General features: G+C 66.3%; 16 protein-coding genes. 9 read left to right on the top strand and 7 right to left on the bottom strand.

Annotated features, from left to right (window positions below):
• Window positions 1-90 precede the first annotated feature (90 nt).
• Window positions 91-2625, bottom strand: coding sequence for a P-loop NTPase fold protein (locus CXY91_RS23780; RefSeq protein WP_158673565.1), 2535 nt, complete (start codon window positions 2623-2625; stop codon window positions 91-93).
• 667 nt (window positions 2626-3292) lie between these two features.
• Between CXY91_RS23780 and CXY91_RS30365 the strand changes: the two genes are divergently transcribed.
• Window positions 3293-3487 (top strand): hypothetical protein, encoded by a 195-nt coding sequence (locus tag CXY91_RS30365; RefSeq protein ID WP_158673564.1) that lies wholly within the window; start codon window positions 3293-3295, stop codon window positions 3485-3487.
• Window positions 3488-3644: 157 nt separating this feature from the next.
• The gene (gene ettA, locus CXY91_RS23775) at window positions 3645-5297 is read left to right on the top strand and encodes an energy-dependent translational throttle protein EttA (protein ID WP_100963937.1); all 1653 of its coding nucleotides are present in this window, start codon (window positions 3645-3647) and stop codon (window positions 5295-5297) included.
• A gap of 255 nt (window positions 5298-5552) precedes the next feature.
• On the opposite strand, the gene CXY91_RS23770 is transcribed toward ettA, so the two are convergent.
• The 4 genes from CXY91_RS23770 to CXY91_RS23755 all read right to left on the bottom strand — a co-directional run bounded on the left by CXY91_RS23770 (window position 5553) and on the right by CXY91_RS23755 (window position 9075).
• Complete coding sequence (locus CXY91_RS23770; protein WP_100963935.1) at window positions 5553-6434, bottom strand: SDR family NAD(P)-dependent oxidoreductase; 882 nt, start codon at window positions 6432-6434, stop codon at window positions 5553-5555.
• Between the two features lie 83 nt (window positions 6435-6517).
• Window positions 6518-7087 carry a TetR/AcrR family transcriptional regulator gene (locus CXY91_RS23765; protein ID WP_100963933.1) on the bottom strand — a complete coding sequence of 190 codons (570 nt, stop codon included), beginning with the start codon at window positions 7085-7087 and terminating at the stop codon, window positions 6518-6520.
• 147 nt (window positions 7088-7234) lie between these two features.
• Window positions 7235-8380, bottom strand: a complete 1146-nt coding sequence (locus CXY91_RS23760; protein ID WP_100963931.1) for an alpha-hydroxy acid oxidase — start codon at window positions 8378-8380, stop codon at window positions 7235-7237.
• Between the two features lie 77 nt (window positions 8381-8457).
• On the bottom strand, window positions 8458-9075 hold the full coding sequence (locus tag CXY91_RS23755) for a DUF6198 family protein (RefSeq protein WP_100963929.1): 618 nt from the start codon (window positions 9073-9075) through the stop codon (window positions 8458-8460).
• Between the two features lie 114 nt (window positions 9076-9189).
• Here CXY91_RS23755 and CXY91_RS23750 point away from each other — a divergent pair, with 114 nt between their 5' ends.
• Both CXY91_RS23750 and CXY91_RS23745 read left to right on the top strand, forming a co-directional pair.
• Entirely contained in the window at window positions 9190-11388 is a 2199-nt protein-coding gene (locus tag CXY91_RS23750) for a glycoside hydrolase family 3 N-terminal domain-containing protein (protein ID WP_100963919.1), read from the top strand.
• A gap of 137 nt (window positions 11389-11525) precedes the next feature.
• Complete coding sequence (locus CXY91_RS23745) at window positions 11526-11729, top strand: cold-shock protein (RefSeq protein ID WP_057190882.1); 204 nt, start codon at window positions 11526-11528, stop codon at window positions 11727-11729.
• A 175-nt stretch (window positions 11730-11904) separates the two neighbouring features.
• Here CXY91_RS23745 and CXY91_RS23740 read toward each other — a convergent pair whose 3' ends face one another.
• Window positions 11905-12768, bottom strand: coding sequence for a DMT family transporter (locus CXY91_RS23740; protein WP_091840351.1), 864 nt, complete (start codon window positions 12766-12768; stop codon window positions 11905-11907).
• 83 nt (window positions 12769-12851) lie between these two features.
• On the opposite strand from CXY91_RS23740, the gene CXY91_RS23735 reads away from it, so the two are divergent.
• From CXY91_RS23735 to metH, 4 genes are all read left to right on the top strand, one after another.
• Window positions 12852-14306, top strand: a complete 1455-nt coding sequence (locus CXY91_RS23735; protein WP_100963918.1) for an aminotransferase-like domain-containing protein — start codon at window positions 12852-12854, stop codon at window positions 14304-14306.
• Between the two features lie 187 nt (window positions 14307-14493).
• On the top strand, window positions 14494-15507 hold the full coding sequence (locus tag CXY91_RS23730; RefSeq protein ID WP_199777547.1) for an ArsR/SmtB family transcription factor: 1014 nt from the start codon (window positions 14494-14496) through the stop codon (window positions 15505-15507).
• On the top strand, window positions 15507-16418 hold the full coding sequence (gene metF / locus CXY91_RS23725) for a methylenetetrahydrofolate reductase [NAD(P)H] (protein ID WP_091840357.1): 912 nt from the start codon (window positions 15507-15509) through the stop codon (window positions 16416-16418). Before CXY91_RS23730 ends, metF begins: the two co-directional genes overlap by 1 nt.
• A gap of 4 nt (window positions 16419-16422) precedes the next feature.
• Window positions 16423-20175 (top strand): methionine synthase, encoded by a 3753-nt coding sequence (gene metH, locus CXY91_RS23720; protein WP_100963914.1) that lies wholly within the window; start codon window positions 16423-16425, stop codon window positions 20173-20175.
• Between the two features lie 31 nt (window positions 20176-20206).
• Here the strand turns inward: metH and CXY91_RS23715 are convergent, their stop codons facing one another.
• The gene (locus CXY91_RS23715; RefSeq protein ID WP_100963912.1) at window positions 20207-21094 is read right to left on the bottom strand and encodes a LysR family transcriptional regulator; all 888 of its coding nucleotides are present in this window, start codon (window positions 21092-21094) and stop codon (window positions 20207-20209) included.
• Between the two features lie 117 nt (window positions 21095-21211).
• Between CXY91_RS23715 and CXY91_RS23710 the strand changes: the two genes are divergently transcribed.
• Window positions 21212-22346 (top strand): MFS transporter (locus CXY91_RS23710; RefSeq protein ID WP_100964242.1); only part of this gene is annotated, 1135 nt, incomplete at its 3' end.

Below are 22346 nucleotides of genomic sequence, written 5' to 3'. Positions count from 1 at the left end.
GCCGTCTCCTCCGCCGCGCCTGCAGGAGCTTAGCTGCTCGCAAAAGCGGGGCCAGCCCTCGCGGCGCCCGCTCGCGAATTCGTGGGCAGCTCAGTGATAGCGGTTAAAGGAGTAGCGTCGGACGATGCGGGCGACCCCTAAGGCCTCGCCGCACTTTACCCAATGGGAATTCATTTCAGGATGCCCCCGCCGAGTGTTGAGCGCGTCGATGCCGCTCGAAAGATCTCCGCCGGTAAGCTGGTCGGCTTGAGCGATCCGAAGCATGGCAGATTGCTTGTCTTTGCCGACAATCGCTTCTAGCGAGATCGCCGTAAAAATCTCATGCGACGGTGCGGCTCTGAGGCCGTCATACAAGAGGTCGGCAACCTCGACCGATTGCCCCGTCTCTACGGCAGCGAGAAAGGCTGCAATTGGCCACGTTGGCGCTGATCCATTCCGCCCCAGGAACTCATCCAGCTCCGTCTCGCTCATCCTGGCCCGGACGATGCGGTAGACGTTGAGCATGCGCTTGACCGAGCGCGGGCTCTTGAAGGCGATGGCGCCGATCTCTGGGCTGGCGAGGAAGGCAACCTCTTCCTTCGTCAGCCGCACGGTCGCCAGCGCCAATTCGACGGAGGTGAGATCCTCGGCGGCGGATGCCGTATCGGCGAGACCTTCGAGCGCAATTCCGTCGGCCGGAGACGTTTCCGATCCCGGCTTTGCACCCGGCGTAAACGATTTGCGGACCGGACCGCCGCTCGTTCCGGCAAGCGGCGAGGGGACGTTCTCCGGGACGTCGAGATTCGCCTGCAGCAGCTCCTGAACGTAGGCGCCATAGCTGCCGCCCTTGTCGCCCTCGGTCGAGAGCCGCCGCAGCCAGAACGGCAGCTGGAAGATCTTTTCGAGGTAATCGATGGCGCGCTTGCGTCGCTCTGTCTCGGCCTTGTGCCGGGCCGCATCGCGCTGTTCCGGCGTCGCATTGTCCGGCAATTCCTCGGCTGCAACGGTGAACTGGCGCGCCACCGCCTCCTCGACCCAGCGGACATCGACGCCGACCACCACGACGAAAAGCTCGAAGGTGAGCAGCAGGTGGATCGCCTGCAACACGTCATAGACCTGCTGATGGGTGCAGCGGTCGAGATCGTCGATGTAGAGGACGATGCGGTCGGGGATGACGAGCCCCTGTTTGTCGAGCTGCATCGCCTCGTAGCGCGTCCGGGCTTCTGTCTCCGCCGGAGTGAGCGGCTCGCCGCGCGCCTGCTTGTCCCTGGCGGCGAGCCCGTCGCGATTGGCGGTGAAGATCGCGTCGAGCTGCTCGAAGGAACGGCGCGCGCGGCTGACCAGCCCGACCTGCTTGTCATAGTCGCGGACATCGCCGTCCTCGAACAGGAAATAGCGCAGGATCGTGCTCGGCGCGCCGGCCGCGGCGCCATCGCCGTATTTCGCCAGGGGCGCCTTGGCGTCCTTGGCCTTCTGCTGGGCTTCGGTAAGGGCGCGCGCCGCCTCGCGGGCGGCGACTTCCTTGTCCTCGACCTCCTTTGCCAAGTCCTTGCGGGCTTTTTCGACCGCTTTGGCATAGGCCCAGGCGCCGTCGAGCACCGGCTTGGCGAGCTTCATTGCGCCGGCCAGTGCCTGGAATCCGGCAAAAGCGGCGCCGGCCCAGGCGATCAAGCGGCCACCTGCGACCGCCGCGGAGGTTTCATCGACGATCTGCCAACCTATACCAGCAAAGGCGACGAGGACGATCGCTGCGATGGCCAGCCAGCGCTCCTTGCCGCCGCCGATGATAACCTTTGCGACCAGCGCGAGTTTGCCCGGCCAGCTCGCAGCTTCCGTAACCGTCGCGGTGAAGCCGTCGAGCTCCTTGGCGAGATCATCGCGATAGAGCCGGCGGCCGACCTCTTGCAGTTTGGCGCGATTGCCCTTGTCGGTGCGGATTGCCTCGAACTGTTCCGACAAATGCTCGGACGCCAGCGCGAGGTCGCTCGCCGCCAGCTTCCTGCGCGCCGAGGCGAGGGCCTCGTCCGCGTGCCGCGCGGCCCGCTCGGCGTCGGCGAGCTTGTCCTCCGCCTTCTGGGCGGAGGCTTCGAGGCTGCGGACACGCTCGGCGACCTTGCCGATCAGTGCGAGATAGTCCTTGGAGCGCTGGCCCTCATAGCCGCCGCGCCGGAGCTGATCGAAGAACTCGGCGGTCAGGCTCGCCCAGAGATTGGCGTCGGCATAGTGCCAGGCGTTGAAGCGGATCTGGACGGCGTTCTCGATGAAGCGCGGTGCCGTCGCCGGCTTTGCTTCGGGAGGAGCGGCCTGAGCGTCGCCGGCCGAGGTGGCTTGACCGGCCTTGGCCCGCGCCTCGCGTTCCTTGCGGGTCAGGTCGGCGATCTCGAGCTGGAGCCGCTCCATGAAGCTCGACTTGCCCGAGCCCCATTCGCCGAAGATGCCGATCGACAGCGGTGGACGCGCTTCTTCCAGGCAGATCAGGCGGGCGAAGGCGGTGACATCCGCGTTGATGCCGAGCGGGTCGGAGCCGGCGGTGGAAGCGCGGTCGGCATGAAAGCCGGAGATGGTGGCGATGCGTGGGGGACGGACTCCGGTATCTGCACCCTCCGATGGAACAGGGTGTTCGACGAGGCTTCGCCAGGCGGTCAAGCTTTCATCGGGCTCCTTCGATCGGGCGATAATGTCGACCATCTCCGGCGGAAACGCAGTCAGGTCAACGCCCAAGCTTCGGCGCGCGAGGCCCAGAACATTATCGTTCGCGCCGGCTGTATCGGTGAGCGTCAATGCGGCGACGATATGCCGGAGATCGACTTGCGCTCGCTTGACCGTGACGAGGGCAATTGCACACGCTCGCTCAAGAATTCTCGCTGCATTGGACGACAGCTGCAGTGAGCCGTCCACGGGGACCGGCTTTATGTTCATATAAGGCGACAGCGCCAATGAAATAGATCTCTGCGTTCGCCCGGCGATCCAGTCGTACAGCCATCGCGTCGCGGTCGCACTCGAGTGTTCGTCCGATGTCTGACCCAACAGAAGCATCGCCCACAATAGGTCTCGAGCACTCACCTGGGTGCCGTGGGGCTTGGTCGACACGGCAATGGCGCCGGCGAGATCGATCAACTCCTTGGCGCGATCGGAATGCGCCAGAGCGCGCGCCTCGCTGATGGTGAGGATGGTCGTGGCGTTCGATGCGGGTCGGAGATTCGCTTTCGTCGATTTGGGTTGCCTCGCGCGGCCTGACGGACCCACCTTTCTCGATGCTGTCCGCTTGGAAGCCGCCTCCATCCGCGGATCGTTAGGTTCGGCCGCGTGGTCGGTGCCGTCGCGCCGTTCGCGCTCGGCCGCTGCGGCGCTTGTGCGCTCGGTGAAGGCCCGCGCCTCCTCCGGCGTCGCCTCGCGCATCTCGCCGGAGGCCGAGATCGTGGTGATCTGGCTGGTGTCGGGCGTGGCGGGAAGTGGACGTTTCGACTTCGCCATCTGGCTGCCCTTCGTGGCGCCGGTGATCGGCTGACGTTGGGGCAGTCTTGCGCGGTGCAGGCCGGGTTTCAAGTCAGGGTTGCAGGCGTGCCTTTGCAGCCCACCGTTGCCTTCCGCGGTGTCGTCGCCTATCTAGCGGCCAGATTTCCCCAAAGCCCGAACGCCAGTCGCAAGCGGAGCCCGCACGCCCCATGTCTCGTCAGTTCATCTACCATATGCGCGGCCTGTCGAAGACCTATCCGGGCGGCAAGCAGGTCCTGAAGGACATCCACCTCAGCTTCTATCCGGACGCCAAGATCGGCGTGCTCGGCGTCAACGGCGCCGGTAAGTCGACCCTGCTCAAGATCATGGCCGGGTTCGACAAGGAGTGGACCGGCGAGGCCTGGGTCGCCGAGGGCGCGCGCGTCGGCTACCTGCCCCAGGAGCCCAAGCTCGACGAGAACCTGACTGTCCGCGAGAACGTTATGCTCGGCGTCGGCCCGCAGAAGGCGATCCTCGACCGCTACAACGAGCTCGCCATGAACTATTCGGACGAGACTGCGGACGAGATGACCAATCTCCAGGACGAGATCGAGGCCAAGGGCCTGTGGGATCTCGATTCCAAGGTCGATCAGGCGATGGACGCGCTGCGCTGCCCGCCGGACGACTGGGCGGTCGGCAAGCTCTCAGGCGGCGAGCGCCGCCGCGTCGCGCTGTGCAAGCTGCTGCTGGAACAGCCCGAACTGCTGCTGCTCGACGAGCCGACCAACCATCTGGACGCCGAGACCACCGCCTGGCTCGAAGGGCACCTGCGGACCTATCCAGGGGCGATCCTGATCGTCACCCACGATCGCTACTTCCTCGACAACGTCACCAGCTGGATCCTCGAGCTCGATCGCGGCCAGGGCATCCCCTATGAGGGCAACTACTCGGCCTGGTCGGTGCAGAAGCAGAAGCGCCTCGCCCAGGAAGGCCGCGAGGACGTCTCGCGCCAGAAGACGCTGGAGCGCGAGGCCGAGTGGATGGCCGCTTCGCCGAAGGCGCGCCAGGCCAAGAGCAAGGCCCGCATCCAGCGCTATGACGAGCTGGTGCAGAAAGCCTCGAACAAGGGGCCGGACACCGCCCAGATCATCATCCCGATCGCCGAGCGGCTCGGCAACAACGTCGTCGATTTCGAGGACCTGTCGAAGGGCTTCCAGGACAAGCTCCTGATCGACGGCCTGACCTTCAAGCTGCCGCCCGGCGGCATCGTCGGCGTGATCGGCCCCAACGGCGCCGGCAAGACCACGCTGTTCAAGATGATCACCGGGGTCGAGAAGCCCGATGCCGGCACGATCAGGATCGGCGAGAGCGTCCAGCTCGGCTATGTCGACCAGAGCCGCGACTCGCTCGACGACAAGAAGAATGTCTGGGAGGAGATCTCGGGCGGCAACGACATCATCTATCTCGGCAAGAAAGAAATCAATTCAAGGGCTTATTGCTCCGCCTTCAACTTCAAGGGCGGCGACCAGCAGAAGAAGGTCGGCTCGCTCTCGGGTGGCGAGCGCAACCGCGTCCACCTCGCCAAGATGCTGAAATCAGGCGCCAACGTCCTGCTGCTCGACGAGCCGACCAACGACCTCGACGTCGACACGCTGCGCGCGCTCGAAGAGGCGCTGGAGGATTATGCCGGCTGCGCCGTGATCATCAGCCACGATCGCTGGTTCCTCGACCGCATCGCGACCCACATCCTCGCCTTCGAGGGCGACAGCCATGTCGAGTGGTTCGAGGGCAACTTCCAGGATTATGAAGAGGATAAGAAGCGGCGCTTAGGGATTGATTCAACGATCCCGAAGCGCATCCAGTACAAGAAGTTCACGCGCTAGGCGGCTGAGGTAGGATTCAAAAAGGCCCGCGCTCCGGGGATGGGGCGCGGGCTTTTTCTTGGGGCCTGTCGTGGAGTCTTGTTGGAAACGTTTGTCATCCCGGCCGGAGCGAAGCGTAGGGCCGGGATTCATGCCTGAGCCTTTGTCGGGAGCGCTCCGGAATGGATCCCGGATCAGCGCCGCTGTGCGGCTTGTCCGGGATGACCAGTGATCTTTATGGTGAGCCAGTGCGCCGCAGGGCTTGCCGGGTCTAGCTCACGCCCGAGCCTCCTCGCCGAGCAGCTTCTGCAGCGCCACGAGATCGGTGCCGACGAAATCCGAGGAACGGCTGACCTGCGCCCATTCCGCCGCCTCTCTTTGCCGCTGAGCATCCGCCTGGGCGAGGACGAAGAGGGCGTCGCTGCCGAGGACGAGATGGGCCGGCAGGGTCTCGCGCCGGCTGAGATCGAGGATGATCCCAGCGATCCGTTCGGGATCGCCGATCTCGTTGCCGACGTAAGTCCTGAGCAGATCGAGCACGGCGCCGACGCTGGGCTGGTAGTCCGGCATCACGGCCGGGGCATTGCCACGGGCGATCTCGCCCCACGAGGTGCGCATGCCACCGGGCTCGACGCAGACGATCTTGACGCCGAAGGGCGCGACCTCCCTGGCGATCACCTCGCTGAAGCCGCCGACCGCCCATTTCGCCGATTGGTAGGCGCTGAGGCCGGGCGTAGCCGTGCGCCCGCCGACCGATGAGATGTTGATGATGTGGCCTGAGCGCTGGGCCCGCAGCACCGGCAAGGCGGCGCGGGTGAGGTTCACGACCCCGTAGAAATTCGTCTCGATCTGGGCGCGGAAGCTCGCCCCGCTGGTCTGCTCGAAGGCAACGGCATGGCCATAGCCGGCATTGTTCACGAGCACGTCGAGCCGACCGAAGGTGTCGAGCGTGGCGGTGACGGCCACGGTCGCAGCCGCCATGTCGGTGACGTCGAGCGCGAAGGTGAGCAGCGTATCGGGATATCGGGCCTCGAGATCGGCGAGGCGGCCGGGATCGCGCGCGGTCGCGACGACAGTGTCGCCGGCCGCGAGGGCCGCCTCGGTGACATTGCGGCCGAGGCCGCGGGCGGCGCCGGTGATCAGCCAGGTCTTGGTCATGAGTCGTCCTCTCGAAATTGTGAGTGAGCACTTGCTCATTTAAATAAGCGGAATGGACCTGTTCGCTTTTCTCTTTGCGGGTGTCAGGCGGAAATGCCGTCCCAGAAGACCGAAAAGCCGGACTTCCGGTAGTGCTCGTGCCGGCTCGGCTCCTGCGCGATCAAGTCGAGCGTCATGGTGCCCAAAGCGTCGAGGACCGTGCCGATGAAACTCTGCGGCTGGTCCTTCAGCACGCCGTCGCGGTGTCCCTGCTCGAACAGGGCGCTGATCTCCGCGAAGGCGACGGCTGACTTGCTACGGGTCTCCTGGGTGATGCGGTCGGATACCGCGAGCTGGCGCAGCGCCTTGCGCTTGGCCGGATATCTCGCGCCCCAATCGATGAAGCCGTTCCAGAAGTGCTCGAACCGGTCGCGCACGCTGCCATGGCTCGGATAGGAAGGCACGGTGAGCCTGGCGAAGTCGGTCTTCAGCTCGAGATAGAGCTGGTTGAGCAGCTCGTCCTTGCTGGCGAAATAGGTGAAGAGCGTGCCTTCGGCGAGGCCGGCTTCCCTGGCGATCTTGGCGGTCGGCGCGCCGGTGCCATGCTCGGCCACCAGCTTGCAGGCCGCGGCCAGGATCGCTTCGCGCTTCGTTTCGCTGAGGGGGCGGGCCATGCTTCGCTTAATCTAGATGAGTGAGTGATTGCTCATTTATTCCGGCGGCACCGAAAGTCAATGCCCGCTGATGAGCCTCAAGAAGCTGTGAACCGGTATGATGGCAGGGCAGGCGGGCCGGTTGCGCAGGCCCGGCGGCGCTATGCCCTATGCCTTGCCCTTCACTAGGATGCTGGCGTCGACGTCCTGGATGTCGCGCTTGCCGCAGAGGGCCATGGTGATGTCCATCTCCTTGCGGATGATGTCGAGGGCGAGCTTGACGCCCTCTTCGCCCCCGGCCCCTAACCCGTAGAGGAAGGGGCGGCCGATCAGCACGCCGCGGGCGCCGAGCGCCACTGCCTTGAGCACATCCTGGCCGGAGCGGACGCCGCCATCCATCCAGACCTCCATGCGCCCGCCGACCTGCTCGACGATCCCCGGCAGGGCCGCGATCGAGGAGACCGCGCCGTCGAGCTGGCGCCCGCCATGGTTGGAGACGATCAGCGCGTCGGCGCCGCTCTGGGCGGCGAGCTCGGCATCCTCGGCATCGAGGATGCCCTTCAGGATCAGCTTGCCGCCCCAGCGGTCCTTGATCCATTTGACGTCGTCCCAGCTCAGGGTCGGGTCGAACTGCTCGGCGGTCCAGGCCGAGAGCGAGGTCATGTCGCCGACCCCCGTCGCGTGGCCGACGATGTTGCCGAAGCTGCGCCTTTTGGTGCCGAGCATGCCCATGCACCAGCGCGGCTTGAAGACGAGGTTGATCAGGTTGGCGATGGTCGGCTTCGGCGGAGCGGAGAGGCCGTTGCGGATGTCCTTGTGGCGCTGCCCGAGAATCTGCAGGTCGAGCGTCAACATCAGCGCCGAGCAGCCGGCCGCCTTGGCGCGGTCGATCAGGCGCTCGATGAAGGCGCGGTCGCGCATCACATAGAGCTGGAACCAGAACGGCTTGTCGGTGTTCTCGGCGACGTCCTCGATCGAGCAGACACTCATGGTCGAGAGCGTGAAGGGCACGCCGGCCCGGGCGGCGGCCCTGGCGGCGAGGATCTCGCCATCGGCGTGCTGCATGCCGGCGATGCCGGTCGGCGCCAGCGCCACCGGCATCGAGACCTGCTCGCCGATCATGGTCGAGGCCAGCCTGCGGTTGGTCATGTCGACCGCGACGCGCTGGCGCAGCTTGATATTGGCGAAATCGGCCTCGTTGGCGCGATAGGTGCTCTCGGTCCAGGCGCCGGAATCAGCATAGTCGTAAAACATGCGGGGGACGCGGCGCTTTGCCTGCAGACGCAAATCCTCGATGGTCAGAAGCTGGGCCATGGTCGCCAAATCCCGCGTTTTCTCCGTTCGCTCGGTCGCATGGAACGCCTTGCGAGGCAACCATTCCGGACCAACACCTAGGTCACGCCGAGATAGCGCCCCGGCTTGTGGTTGACGGCGAGGATGAGATTGAGCACCGCCGCGCCGGCGAGCGAGATCGCGACCTTCGCCAGCGGCAGCAGGAGCAGCGCGCCGATGAGGATGGCCAAGTCCACGGCGAGCTGAAACCAGCCGGCGCGGATGCCATGCCGTTCCTGGAGATACAGCGCAAGGATATTGATGCCGCCGAGCCCAGTACGGTGACGGAACAGGGCGAGCAGGCCCAGCCCGATCAGGCTGCCGCCGGCCAGCGCCGCATAGAGCGGGTCCACCGCTTCGATTCTGATCCAGAACGGCGTCGCCCAGGTGAAGACCGAGACGAGGCCCACCGAGACGAAGGTGCGCAGTCCGAACCGCCAGCCCATGCGAGCAACGGCCAGCCAGTAGAAGGGCAGGTTGAGCGCGAAGAAGACGACGCCGAAATTCAGGCCGGTCGCGATCTGCAGCGACAAGGCCAGGCCGGCGATGCCGCTCGTGACCAGGCCCGCCTTGCTGTAGAGAACGATGCCGATGCTGACGAGCAGCGTGCCGAGCAGCATGGCGAAGACATCTTCGTAAAAGCGGTGGCGCTCAGTCGCGAACGTGGCCTGCGTCATGGTGAGGCGGCGATCCTTTCAGGCTGCGTTCAGCCGGCGTTGGCGATGCAATGGTTGAGCCATGCCTAGCGATCCTGTAGGGCCGGGTACCCGATTTTCTCGAGAGATCCCATCATGCTTCTGCGGCTCGTCGCTGCATTCCTGTTCTGCGGCCTTGCGACCGTCGCCTCCGCTCAGCAGGAGGTCGGCTGGAAGAGCGGGCGCGAGGCTGCGCAAATCGAGCGCAAGATCACGGCGCTGATCGGCAGGATGACGCTGGAGGAGAAGGTCGGACAGCTCCACCTCTCCGGGCGCGGCGAGGGCTTCGACATCGACCAGGTCAAGGCCGGCCGCATGGGCGCGGTGATGAACTTCGTCGTGCCGCAGGAGGTCCGGCAGGTCCAGGAGGCCGTCAGGCAGTCGCGCCTCAAGATCCCGCTGATCATCGGGCTCGATGCCGTCCATGGCTTCTCGACCTATTTTCCTCTGCCGCTCGGCCAGGCGTCGAGCTGGAACCCGCAACTGATCGAGCAGGCGGCCTATTGGACGGGGCGTGAGGCGCGTGCCGCCGGCGTCAACTGGACCTTCGCGCCGATGGTCGACATCTCGCGCGATCCGCGCTGGGGGCGGGTGCTGGAGGGCGCGGGCGAAGACGCCTATCTCGCCAGCATCATCGCTGCAGCGCGCACGCGTGGCTACCAGCGCGGCGGCGTGGCGGCGAGCGTCAAGCACTTCGTCGGCTATGGCGCGGCCGAGGGCGGGCGCGACTACAACTCGACCTGGATCCCGACGAGCCAGCTGCACGACCTTTTCCTGCCGCCGTTCAAGGCCGCCTTCGACACTGGCGCGATGACGGCGATGGCGGCGTTCAACGCACTGAACGGCATGCCGGCCACCGCCCATCGCGGCATGCTGACCAACCTGCTGCGCGGGCAATGGGGTTTCCGCGGATTCGTCACCTCGGATTTCGGCTCGATCACCGAGCTGCGCCTGCACGGCATCGCCAAGGACGACGCGGAAGCGGCGCGCAAGGCGCTGCTCGCCGGCATCGACATGGACATGATGGGCGATGTCTACCACAAGCACCTCGCCAATGAGGTGAAGGCTGGCCGCGTGCCGGTGAAGGCGCTCGACGAAGCCGTCCGGCGCGTCCTCCGGGTCAAGTACCATCTCGGCCTGTTCGAGCGGCAGGACGTCGATGTGGCGGCAGCGCCGTCGCTGATGCAGACCGAGGAAGCCCGCAAGGTCGCCCGCCAGGCCGCGCGTGAGGGGGTGATTCTGCTCAGGAACGAGAGGCAGACGCTGCCGATTGCGCCGGCCGTGAAGTCGGTCGCGGTGGTCGGCGCGATGGCGGTGCCGGAGGATGAGCGGGTCTGGACCGATCCGGCAGGGCTCGGGCGCCGCGTCGTGCAGCCGCTCCCGGACGCGCTGCGCGAGCAGCTGCCGTCCGATGTCACGGTGACCTACGAGCCGGCCTTCGCCAAAAATTGCGGCACCGAGTTCAAGGACAAGGATGCCGCGCTCAAGGCCGCGGCTGCCGCCGACCTCGTCGTCACCATGCTCGGCGAAGACTGCGAGTTCATGGGCGAGGGCGCCTCGCGCACCGATCTCGGCTTGCCGGGCGTGCAGCAGGAGCTGCTGGAGGCGCTGGTCGCGACCGGTAAGCCGGTGGTACTGGTGCTGGCGACGGGCCGGCCGCTGGTCCTCACCTGGGCCGACAAGCATGTCGCCGCGATCGTCCAGACCTTCCATGGCGGCACCGAGGGGCGCGCCGCGATCGCCGAGGTGCTGGCCGGCAAGGTCAATCCGGCGGGGCGCACGCCGATGAGCTTCCCGCGCTCGGTCGGGCAGATTCCGGTCTATTACGACCAGCTGCCGACGGGGCGGCCGCAGAAGATCCGCCAGCGCTACGAGTCCATCTACATGGACGAGGCCAACGAGGCGCTCTACCCGTTCGGCTTCGGCCTGTCCTATAGCCGCTTCGCCTATGCCAATCCGCGGGTGACGAACGCCACGGTGCCGTTCGACGGGGCGACCGAGGTTGCCGTCGACGTGACCAATCAGGGGGACCGCGACGGCCAGGAGGTGGTACAGCTTTATATCCGGCAGCCCGTCGCGGAGCGCTCGCGGCCGCTGCGCCTGCTCAAGGGCTTCGACAAGATAACGCTCAAGGCCGGCGAAACGCGGACGGTACGCTTCAAGCTGGAGGGCAAGGCGCTCGGCGGCCACGACGACGCCGGCCGCTACCAGCTCGACCCAGGTATCGTGGAAGTTTATCTTGGGGGCTCTTCACTCGCCACGGTAAGGACGCAATTCGAGCTGGCTAAGCCTTAAGCGGACGTAACGGCAACTGCCGGCGGTTTCATCTCGACAAGCTTGCGTTTTCGGTCAATTCTTGCTGCGCGGGGCCTTTTCGACGTCTTTGCCGAGAGGACTCCGTTACGACCACGGATGCTCCGAAGGATGCGGCGATGGCGACCGGAACCGTCAAATGGTTCAATACCGAGAAGGGCTACGGCTTCATTCAACCTGCTGACGGCGGCAAGGATGTGTTCGTGCACATCACTGCCGTCAAGGAAGCGGGCTTGATGTCCCTGACCGAGGGACAGAAGCTCTCCTTCGACCTGAAGACCGAACGCGGCAAGACCGCGGCGGGTGACCTGAAGCTGCTTTGAACGCAGCAAAAGGCCTGATAGGCGTGACGAAGGCTACCGGCCTGCGGTTGTCATGACTGCGCCCAAAGCCGGCAGGCTCGCGTTTCATTTGAGAACCGGCCCCGCCGGCCAGGCAACGACGCGCTCATGACGAGTCGTGCTTTGCCTTCCTGGTTGCGTTCTCGGCGTTCCCCGTCTAGCGCGCGTAGCGCCGCGCTCCGGCGACGCAGAGCACCACGGCGGCCGAGGTTGCGATCATCTGCCAGCCGACCGTTTCGCCGAGCAGCAGGCCGGCCAGCGCCAGGCCGAAGAAGGGCTGCAGCAATTGCAGTTGCCCGACCGCGGCGATGCCGCCCTGGGCGAGGCCGCGATACCAGAAGACGAAGCCGATCAGCATGCTGAACAGCGAGACATAGGCGAGGCCGAGCCAGGCCGGGCCGCCCGCCTGTGCGAAGGAGGGCGGCAACGTCGCAAGCGTCAGGCCGGCCATGATCGGCAGCGAGATGACGAGAGCCCAGGAGATCACCTGCCAGCCGCCGAGATGGCGCGACAGGCGCGCGCCTTCGGCATAGCCGAGGCCGCAGACGATGACGGCGGCGAGCATCAGGAGGTCGCCCACGGGGGAAGCGGCGATGCCCTGCGTCCAGGCGAAGCCGACAACGCAGAGGCTGCCGAGGATGGCGAAGAGCCAGAAGGCCAGGCGCGGGCGCTCGCCGCCACGCAGCACACCGAAGATCGCGGTCGCGAGCGGCAAGAGGCCGATGAAGACGATCGAATGGGCGGAGGTGACGTGCTTCAGCGCCAGCGCGGTCAGCAGGGGGAAGCCGACGACGACGCAGAGCGCGACCACGGCCAGCGGCAGCAGGTCGGCGCGAGCCGGTCGCTTTTCCCGGAGCGCGAGCAGGAGGGCCAGTCCGAGCAGCCCGGCGATGGCGGCGCGGGCTACGGTCAGGAACACCGGGTCGAAATCGGCGACGGCGACGCGGGTCGCCGGCAGCGAGCCGCTGAAGATGACGACGCCGATGAAGCCGTTGAGCAGGCCGTTCGCAGTTCTGTCCATGATCCCTCCGGGGCTGGCCTGCATGCGGCGAAGCCTTGCGGATTTCCAGAGACAGTCCGGTACAGTTCAGGCAAACTGTCCTGATGCAGGAAGCCGTACAGATTAAGGATTCAGTCGATATTGCGGCAGCAGCCGACACCCTGGTCGGGCGCGTGATGGCAACGATCCGGCAGCGGATCGCCGGGCGGACTTTGGCGCCGGGCGCCAAGCTGCCCTCGATCCGTGGCCTGGCCGAGAGCATGGGCGTGTCGAAGTCGACCGTGGTCGAGGCCTATGAGCGGCTGGCCGCCGAAGGCGCGATTCAGGCTCGGCGCGGCTCGGGCTTCTACGTCCGGCGCCTGCCGCCGCTTTCGCTCACCGATGTCGCGCCCCGGCTCGACCGGGCGGTCGATCCGCTCTGGATCTCGCGGCAGTCGCTCGATGCCGGCGCGGACAGCCTTCGGCCCGGCTGCGGCTGGTTGCCGCCGGACTGGATGCCGGAGGCCTCGATCCGCAAGGCGCTGCGCAAGCTCGGCCGGGCCGATGCAGCGACGCTGGCCGAATATGGCACGCCGCTCGGCTTAACCGGGCTGCGCCATCTGCTCGCGCATCGGCTGGCCGAGCGTGGCGTCGAGGCGCCGCCGGACCAGATCGTCCTGACCGAGTCCGGTACGCAGGCGATCGATCTGGTCTGCCGCTTCCTGCTCGAGCCCGGCGACACGGTACTGGTCGACGATCCCTGCTATTTCAATTTTCATGCGCTGTTGCGCGTCCACAGGGTGAAGATCGTCGGTGTGCCCTATACGCCGTCGGGCCCCGATCTTGCCCTGTTCGCGCAGGCGCTCACGGAGCACCGACCGCGGCTCTACGTCACCAATAGCGCTCTGCATAACCCGACCGGCGCGACGCTCTCGGCCACGACGGCGCATCGCCTGCTCAAGCTCGCCGAGCAGGCAGGGCTGACCATCGTCGAGGACGATATCTTCGGCGATCTCGAACCGGATGTCGCGCCACGCCTTGCCGGGCTCGACGGGCTGGAACGGGTGATCCAGATCGGCAGCTTCTCGAAGACGCTGTCGGCTTCGGTGCGTTGCGGCTACATCGCTGCAAGGCCGGACTGGGTCGAAGGGCTGACCGATCTCAAGGTCGCGCTTTCCTTCGGCGGCGGGCGGCTCGCAGCCGAGCTGGTGCTCGATAACCTGAAGGACGGCAGCTATCGCCGCCATGTCGAGGCGCTGCGCCAGCGGCTAGCGCAGGCGATGGCGCAGACGCGCGGCCGGCTGGCGGCGCTCGGCATCGAGCCCTGGCTGACACCGCGGGGCGGGCTGTTCCTGTGGTGCCGCCTGCCTGATGGACACGACGCGGGGGAGATCGCGCGGCATGCGCTGGGCGAAGGTGTCGTGCTCGCGCCCGGCAACGCCTTCAGCCTGTCTCGGACGGCCAGGGACTTCATGCGCTTCAACGTGGCGCAGGCCGCCGATCCACGCATCTTCAGCGTGCTGCGCGAGGCGATGCGCGCGGCCGCATCGCACGAGTCTGCGTCGGAGGGGGTGGGGTGAGGAGCCATCCGTAGGCGCTCCAGTATTGCCGGTCGCCCTAGCTCCGACCCTCTTCCACCCGGGAGCAGCGGCGCGTTTGTTTGATCCGTCGATGGTGACCGGAATATCGGACAAGCAGCTTGCATCTCCCTCGTATCTGACATAAAGATATCTTTATATCTTTCACCGAATTTCGAGGTGCTCGCTGGTGACCCGCCGCTCCCACCATTCGCTGCCGACCTTGCTGGCCTCGCTGCGTGCGGCGGGCGAGGAGACCCGTTTGCGGATCCTGGCGCTGCTGGCGGAAGGCGAGCTCTCTGTCTCCGATCTCACCGACATCCTAGGCCAATCGCAGCCGCGCATCTCGCGCCATCTCAAGCTGATGGCGGAAGCCGGGCTGCTGCGTCGCTCGCGCGAAGGGGCCTTCGCCTTCTTCAGGCTCGACGATGCGACGCCCGGCGGCGCATTGGCGCTGACGCTCGCTCGCGATCTCGATCCTGCCGACCCGGTCCTGGCGGCTGATCGCGAGCGCCTGACCGCGGTGCGTGCATCGCGGGCCGCGGCGGCGCAGTCCTATTTCGCCAATGTCGCCAGGGAATGGGATCAGCTGCGCTCGCTGCACGTGCCTGACGCCGCCGTGGAAGCCGCCGTCGAGGCGGCAGTCGGCGAAACGCCATTTCAGGCGCTGCTCGATCTGGGCACCGGCACGGGGCGCATGCTTGAGCGCCTCGCGCCGAAGGCTGCCCGCGCGGTCGGCGTCGATGCCAGCCATGCCATGCTGGCGGTGGCCCGCGCCAACCTCGAAAAGGCCGGCCTGTCGCGGGTCGAGCTCCGGCAGGGCGATATCTACGCGCTGCCGTTCGCGCGCGGCTCCTTTGATCTTGTGATCGTGCACCAGGTGCTGCACTTCCTCGACGATCCCGGCCGCGCCTTGCGTGAGGCGGCGGCACTGCTTTCGCCGGGTGGGCGGCTGATCCTGGTCGATTTCGCGCCGCACGAGATGGAGTTCCTGCGCACCGAGCATGCCCATCGTCGGCTCGGCTTCGAGAAGGACGAGATCGCAGCCTGGTTCGCCGAGGCCGGTCTCGATTGCGATCTCGCCGAGGAAGTCACCGCTGCCGACGGCGTAAGTGGCCAGCTTGGTGTGATGCTCTGGCGTGGGCGCGACAGGCGCCTCCAGGGTGATTTTCCGATTCGTCAGTTCGATCGTGAGGTTGCGTGATGAACGCTTTCCGCCCCAGTCGCCACGGCTCGCGCCGTCCGCGCGTCTCCTTCGAGTTCTTCCCGCCGAAGAACGAGGAGATGGAGGTCAATTTGTGGGACAGCGTGCGCCGGCTGGAGCCGCTTGGCCCGGCCTTCGTCTCGGTGACCTATGGCGCCGGCGGCTCGACCCGCGAGCGCACCCACAACACCGTCAAGCGCATGATCGACGAGACGGCCCTGAAGCCGGCGGCGCATCTGACCTGCGTCTCCGCCTCCTGCGCCGAGGTCGACGATGTCATCCGCTCCTATTGGGCGGCGGGCGTGCGCCATATCGTGGCGCTGCGCGGCGACCCGGCCGGCGGGCTTGGCTCGACCTATGAGCCGCATCCGCAAGGCTATCACCAGACCTCCGACCTGGTCGAAGGCATCCGCAAGATCGGCGAGTTCGAGGTCACTGTCTCGGCCTATCCCGAGAAGCACCCGGAGGCGGCCTCGCTCGATGCCGACATCGATGCGCTGAAGAAGAAGGTCGATGCCGGCGCGACCCGGGCGATCACCCAGTTCTTCTTCGATAACGACGTCTATTTCCGCTATCTCGACAAGGTTCGCGCCAGCGGCATCGATATCCCGATCCTGCCCGGCATCGTGCCGGTGCAGAACTTCAAGCAGACCGCAGGCTTTGCCCGCCGGACGGGGGCGAGCGTGCCGCAATGGCTGGCCGACCGCTTCGAAGGGCTCGAGGACGATGCGGCGACGCGCCGGCTGGTGGCTGCCGCCGTCTGCGCCGAGCAGGTGCTCGACCTGATCGATCGCGGCGTCTCCGACCTGCATTTCTACACGATGAACAAGGCCGACCTGGTCTATGCGATCTGCCATCTCGTCGGCCTGAAGCCGGAGAAGGCGCAGGCGCAGCAGGTTGCGGCGGAGTAGACTGATGTCCGACTACAAGCCCACACTCGCCGACGGCACCGAAGTCGAGCGCGCCCTGCGCCAGGCCGCCTCCGAGCGCATCCTCATCCTCGACGGCGCGATGGGGACGCAAATCCAGGACCTGAAGCTGACCGAAGCGGATTTCCGCGGCGAGCGCTTCAAGGGCTGGAACCACGACCTCAAGGGCAATAACGACCTGATCGCGCTGACGATGCCGGATGCCTTGCGCGACATCCACCTGGCCTATTACCGGGCCGGCGCCGACATCGTCGAGACCAACACCTTCTCCGGCACCTCGATCGCCCAGGCCGATTACGGCATGGAGGCGATCGTCTACGAACTCAACGTCGCCTGCGCCCGGATCGCGCGGGAGGCGGCCGAGATCGCCCGCAAGGAAGACGGCCGCCGCCGCTTCGTCGCCGGTGCGATCGGCCCGACCAACCGCACGCTCTCGATCTCGCCCGACGTCAACAATCCGGGCTTCCGCGCCGTCACCTTCGACGAGGTGCGCGATGCCTACGCCGAGCAGGTGCGCGGGCTGATCGATGGCGGCTCGGAACTGCTGCTGATCGAGACGATCTTCGACACCCTCAACGCCAAGGCCGCGATCGTCGCGATCCAGGAGGTCTTCCGCGAGAAGGGTTCGAAACTGCCGGTGATGATCTCCGGCACGATCACCGACCTTTCCGGCCGGACGCTCTCGGGCCAGACGGTCGAGGCGTTCTGGAACGCGGTGCGCCATGCCGATCCGCTGACGGTCGGCCTCAACTGCGCGCTGGGTGCCCGCGAGATGCGCGCCCATATCAAGGACATGTCTCGCGTCGCCGGAACGCTGGTCTGCGCCTATCCCAATGCCGGCCTGCCCAACGAGTTCGGCCTCTATGACGAGCGGCCGGAAGCGACCGCCAAGATGCTGGCCGAGTTCGCCGATGCCGGCTTCGTCAACATGGTCGGCGGCTGCTGCGGCACGACGCCGGGCCATATCCGTGCGATCTCCGAAGCCGTCGCCGGCAAGGCGCCGCGCGCCATTCCGGAGCCGAAGCTTTATCTCAGGCTCGCCGGCCTCGAGCCGTTCACGCTCGACGAGACGATTCCCTTCGTGAACGTCGGCGAGCGCACCAACGTCACCGGCTCGGCCAAGTTCCGCAAGCTGGTCACCAATGGCGATTACGCCGCCGCGCTCGATGTGGCGCGCGACCAGGTCGCCAATGGCGCCCAGGTCATCGACATCAACATGGACGAGGGCCTGCTCGACTCCGAGAAGGCGATGACCGAGTTCTGCAACCTGATCGCCTCGGAACCGGACATCTCCCGGGTGCCGATCATGGTCGATTCGTCGAAGTTCCATGTCATCGAGGCCGGCCTGAAGACGATCCAGGGCAAGCCGATCGTCAACTCGATCTCGATGAAGGAGGGCGAGGAAGCCTTCCTCGAGCACGCCCGGATCTGCCGGCAATACGGCGCGGCGGTCGTCGTCATGGCCTTCGACGAGAAAGGCCAGGCCGACACCTATGAGCGCAAGATCGAGATCTGCACGCGCGCCTACAAGCTGCTGACCGAGGTCGCGGGCTTCCCGCCCGAGGACATCATCTTCGATCCGAACATCTTCGCGGTGGCGACCGGCATCGAGGAGCACGACAACTACGGCAACGACTTCATCAACGCGACCCGCACCATCCGCGAGACGCTGCCGCACGCGCATATCTCCGGCGGCGTCTCGAACCTGTCCTTCTCCTTCCGCGGCAACGAGAAGGTCCGCGAGGCGATGCATTCGGTCTTCCTGTACCACTGCATCAAGGTCGGGATGGACATGGGCATCGTGAATGCCGGCCAGCTCGGCAGCTACGATGATCTCGATCCCGAACTGCGCGAGCTCTGTGAGGACGTCGTCCTCAACCGTCGCAAGGACGCGACCGAGCGGCTGCTCGATGCCGCCCCGCGCTTCAAGGGCGACGGCTCGACGGCGGTCTCGGGCAAGGACCTCGCCTGGCGCGAGGCCGATGTGCACGAGCGCCTCAAGCACGCGCTGGTCAACGGCATCACCGAGTTCATCGACCGCGATACGGAAGAGGCGAGGGCGCAGGCCGAAAAGCCGCTGCACGTCATCGAAGGCCCGCTGATGGCCGGGATGAACGTCGTCGGCGACCTGTTCGGCGCCGGCAAGATGTTCCTGCCGCAGGTGGTGAAGTCCGCCCGCGTGATGAAGCAGGCCGTCGCCTACCTCATGCCTTACATGGAAGAGGAGAAGCGCCTCAACGGCGGCGCCGAGCGCCAGGCTGCCGGCAAGGTGCTGATGGCGACGGTGAAGGGCGATGTCCACGACATCGGCAAGAACATCGTCGGCGTCGTGCTCCAGTGCAACAATTACGAGGTGATCGACCTCGGCGTCATGGTGCCGACGCAGAAGATCCTCGACACCGCGCGCAAGGAGAAGGTCGACATCATCGGCCTCTCCGGGCTGATTACGCCCTCGCTCGACGAGATGGTCACGGTCGCTTCCGAGATGGAGCGCGAGGGCTTCGACATCCCGCTGCTGATTGGCGGGGCGACGACCAGTCGCGTCCATACCGCGGTGAAGATCCACCCGGCTTACAACCAGGGTCAGGCGGTCTACGTCACCGACGCCTCGCGCGCCGTCGGCGTCGTCTCCAGCCTGCTCTCGCAGGAGCAGAAGCCTGCCTATGTCGAGGGCATCCAGGCCGAATACGAGAAGGTCGCCGCCGCCCATCGCCGCTCGGAGGCCGACAAGCAGCGCCTGCCGCTGGCCAAGGCGCGCGCCAACGCCTTCAAGCCGGACTGGGCCGGCTACCGGCCGCCGAAGCCGACCTTCCTCGGCACCCGCGTCTTCCGGACCTATGACATCGCCGATCTCGTGCCGCTGATCGACTGGACGCCGTTCTTCCAGACCTGGGAGCTGAAAGGCCGTTTCCCGGCAATTCTCGAAGACGAGAAGCAGGGCGAGGCGGCGCGTGCGCTCTGGGACGATGCGCAGTCGATGCTGAAGCGCGTCGTCGAGGAGCGCTGGTTCAATCCGAAGGCGGTGATCGGCTTCTGGCCGGCGAACGCGGTCGGCGACGATATCCGGCTCTATACCGGCGAGAGCCGGCAGGAGACGCTTGCGACCTTCCACGGCCTGCGCCAGCAGCTCTCCAAGCGCGACGGCAAGCCGAACATGTGCATCTCCGACTTCGTCGCGCCCGAGGGCATCGAGCGGCCCGACTATATCGGCGCCTTCGTCGTGACGGCCGGGGCGGAGGAGGAGCGCATCTCGGAGAAGTTCGCCCGCGACAATGACGACTATCGCTCGATCATGGTCAAGGCGCTGGCAGATCGCTTTGCCGAGGCCTTCGCCGAGCGGATGCACCAGCTCGTGCGCACCGAGTTCTGGGCCTACGCGCCGGACGAGGCGTTCTCGAACGAGGACCTGATCCGCGAGGAATACCAGGGCATCCGGCCGGCGCCGGGCTATCCGGCCCAGCCCGACCATACCGAGAAGGCGACCCTGTTCGAGCTGCTCCAGGCTGAGCCGCGCATCGGCGTCAAGCTGACCGAGAGCTATGCGATGTGGCCGGGCTCATCGGTCTCCGGCCTCTATCTCTCGCATCCTGACGCCTATTACTTCGGCGTCGCCAAGGTCGAGCGCGACCAGGTCGAGGATTACTCGGTCCGCAAGGGCATGGATATCAGAGAGGTCGAGCGCTGGCTGGCGCCGATCCTGAACTATGAGCCCAGCGCCTATGCGGAGGCGGCAGAGTGATCGCCGGCCCGCTGCCGGCAAGGCAGCGGGATCACGCGGCCAGGAATTCCTCGGCCGCGAAGTCCACGAAGGCGCGCAGCTTCGGCGAGGCGTATCGGCTCGCCGGCCACATCACGCTGAACTTGGTCCGTGCCTCGACATAGCCGGCGAGGATGCGGACGAGCGAGCCGCGCTGCAGGTGCCCAGCGACGGACAGGTCGGGCACGCAGGCGATGCCGAGCCCGCTTTCGGCAAGGCCGATCTGCGCTTCGAGCGCGTTCGTCACCACGCTGGGCTGGATCTCGACCTGCGCGAGCTCGCCGCCTCTGGACAAGGGCCATTGGTGGAGCTTGCCCGTATTGGCGTAGCGGTAGACGAGGCAGCTGTGCCGGGCGAGGTCTTCCGGCGTCTCCGGGGTGCCCATCCTGCGAAAATAGTCGGGTGAACCGACCAGCGCCTGGCTGAAATGGCCGAGTGTGCGGGTCATCAATCGGGAATCGGCATGCTCGCCGGTGCGGAGCACGACATCGAAGCCTTCGCCGATGACGTCGACCACCCGGTCGGTGGCATCGAGCTCGAGTTCGATCTCGGGGTGGCGCTGCTTGAAGGCGGCGAATTTCGCGATCGGGATCATGCTCATCGAGGGCAGGCTGACGCGCAGCTTTCCTTGCGGCGTCGCCCGGCTGCGAGAGAGTTCCAGCTCGGCCGCTTCATATTCGCAGAGGATGCGTCGGCAGCGCTCGAGAAACATCGCGCCTTCCGGCGTCAGCGTGACGCTGCGGGTCGAGCGGTGGAACAGCCTGGCGCCGAGCCGATCCTCCAGCCGCGCCACCGCCTTGCTGACGGCCGAGGCGGAGATGCCGAGCTTGCGGCCGGCCTCGGTGAAACCATCCGCTTCGGCCGCATGCACAAAGGCGAAGAGTGCTCCCAGACTATCCATGCGGCGGTCACCCAGTCATGACGGGAATGTCCAAAGTGTCATGAGTTGTGTCCTGTTTTTCGTTCATTGGGAACCAGCTACCTCAAGCGCCACCCCATCTTCGAAGGCGCTACCGCCATGACATCAGCGACGAACACGATCTCGGCCGGCACGAGCGAGGCGAGACTGCCATTAGGCGGCCTGCTGGCGCTCGCGATGGCGGCCTTCATCACGCTCCTCACGGAAATCCTGCCATCGGGCCTGCTCCCGCAAATGGCCGGGAGCCTCGGTCGATCCGAGGCACTGATCGGCCAACTCGTCACCGCCTATGCGGTCGGCTCGCTCGTCTCCGCCATTCCCCTGACGATCGCCACGCAGAACTGGCGGCGGCGCACGCTGCTGCTGATCGCGATCGGCGGCTTTGCCGTCGTCAACACGGTGACGGCCATCTCCGACAGCTATGCCGTCACGCTGGTCGCCCGTTTCGTCGCGGGCATGAGCGCGGGGCTGCTCTGGGCGCTGGCGGCCGGCTATGCCGCCCGCATGGTGCCGGACCATCTGCAGGGCCGCGCGATCGCGATCGCCATGGTCGGAGCGCCGCTGGCGCTTTCGCTCGGCATCCCGACGGGGACTTTCCTCGGCACGCTGCTGGGCTGGCGCTGGACCTTCGGCGTGATGAGCGGGCTGACGGTGCTCCTGGTCTTCTGGGTTCTGGCCAAGGTGCCCGATTTTCCCGGCCAGAAGCGAGGGCAGGAGTTCGGGCTGACGGCGGTCTTCACGCTGCCGGGCGTCCGGCCGGTCCTGTTCGTCGTCTTCGCCTATGTGCTCGCCCACAACACGCTCTATACCTATATCGCGCCCTTCCTCGAGCCGGCCGGCCTCAAGGATCGGACCGATGTCGTGCTGCTGGTCTTCGGCCTTGCCTCCTTGCTCGGCATCTGGATCACCGGCGCCCTGATCGATCGATGGCTGCGCGAGCTGGTCCTGGCGAGCGTCGCGCTGTTCGGCTTCTCCGCCCTGGCGCTCGGATTAGCAGGCACGGTGCCAGCGGTGATCTATGGCGCAGTCGCCGTGTGGGGGCTGGCCTTCGGCGGGGCCGGGACGTTGTTCCAGACCGCTTCCGCCAAGGCCGCGGGCAAAGCCGCCGACGTCGCCCAGTCGATGCTGGTGACCACGTGGAATCTCGCGATTGCCGGCGGCGGCATCGTCGGCGGATTGCTGCTGAGCGGGTTTGGCGTCGCGCCGTTCCCGTGGGTGCTGGCGGCGTTGCTGA

It is taken from the genome of Allobosea sp. FBZP-16, assembly GCF_002831785.1.
GTDB lineage: Bacteria > Pseudomonadota > Alphaproteobacteria > Rhizobiales > Beijerinckiaceae > Allobosea > Allobosea lupini.
Note: the sequence above shows the minus strand (reverse complement) of the source record. Positions and strands in the feature narration are given on the sequence as shown.

Bases quoted from the DNA above. Each gene is read 5' to 3' on its own strand.
- ettA (WP_100963937.1), top strand. From the start codon at position 3,645: ATGTCTCGTCAGTTCATCTACCATATGCGCGGCCTGTCGAAGACCTAT.
- CXY91_RS23770 (WP_100963935.1), bottom strand. From the start codon at position 6,434: ATGACCAAGACCTGGCTGATCACCGGCGCCGCCCGCGGCCTCGGCCGC.
- CXY91_RS23765 (WP_100963933.1), bottom strand. From the start codon at position 7,087: ATGGCCCGCCCCCTCAGCGAAACGAAGCGCGAAGCGATCCTGGCCGCG.
- CXY91_RS23760 (WP_100963931.1), bottom strand. From the start codon at position 8,380: ATGGCCCAGCTTCTGACCATCGAGGATTTGCGTCTGCAGGCAAAGCGC.
- CXY91_RS23755 (WP_100963929.1), bottom strand. From the start codon at position 9,075: ATGACGCAGGCCACGTTCGCGACTGAGCGCCACCGCTTTTACGAAGAT.
- CXY91_RS23750 (WP_100963919.1), top strand. From the start codon at position 9,190: ATGCTTCTGCGGCTCGTCGCTGCATTCCTGTTCTGCGGCCTTGCGACC.
- CXY91_RS23745 (WP_057190882.1), top strand. From the start codon at position 11,526: ATGGCGACCGGAACCGTCAAATGGTTCAATACCGAGAAGGGCTACGGC.
- CXY91_RS23740 (WP_091840351.1), bottom strand. From the start codon at position 12,768: ATGGACAGAACTGCGAACGGCCTGCTCAACGGCTTCATCGGCGTCGTC.
- CXY91_RS23735 (WP_100963918.1), top strand. From the start codon at position 12,852: ATGCAGGAAGCCGTACAGATTAAGGATTCAGTCGATATTGCGGCAGCA.
- metF (WP_091840357.1), top strand. From the start codon at position 15,507: ATGAACGCTTTCCGCCCCAGTCGCCACGGCTCGCGCCGTCCGCGCGTC.
- metH (WP_100963914.1), top strand. From the start codon at position 16,423: ATGTCCGACTACAAGCCCACACTCGCCGACGGCACCGAAGTCGAGCGC.
- CXY91_RS23715 (WP_100963912.1), bottom strand. From the start codon at position 21,094: ATGGATAGTCTGGGAGCACTCTTCGCCTTTGTGCATGCGGCCGAAGCG.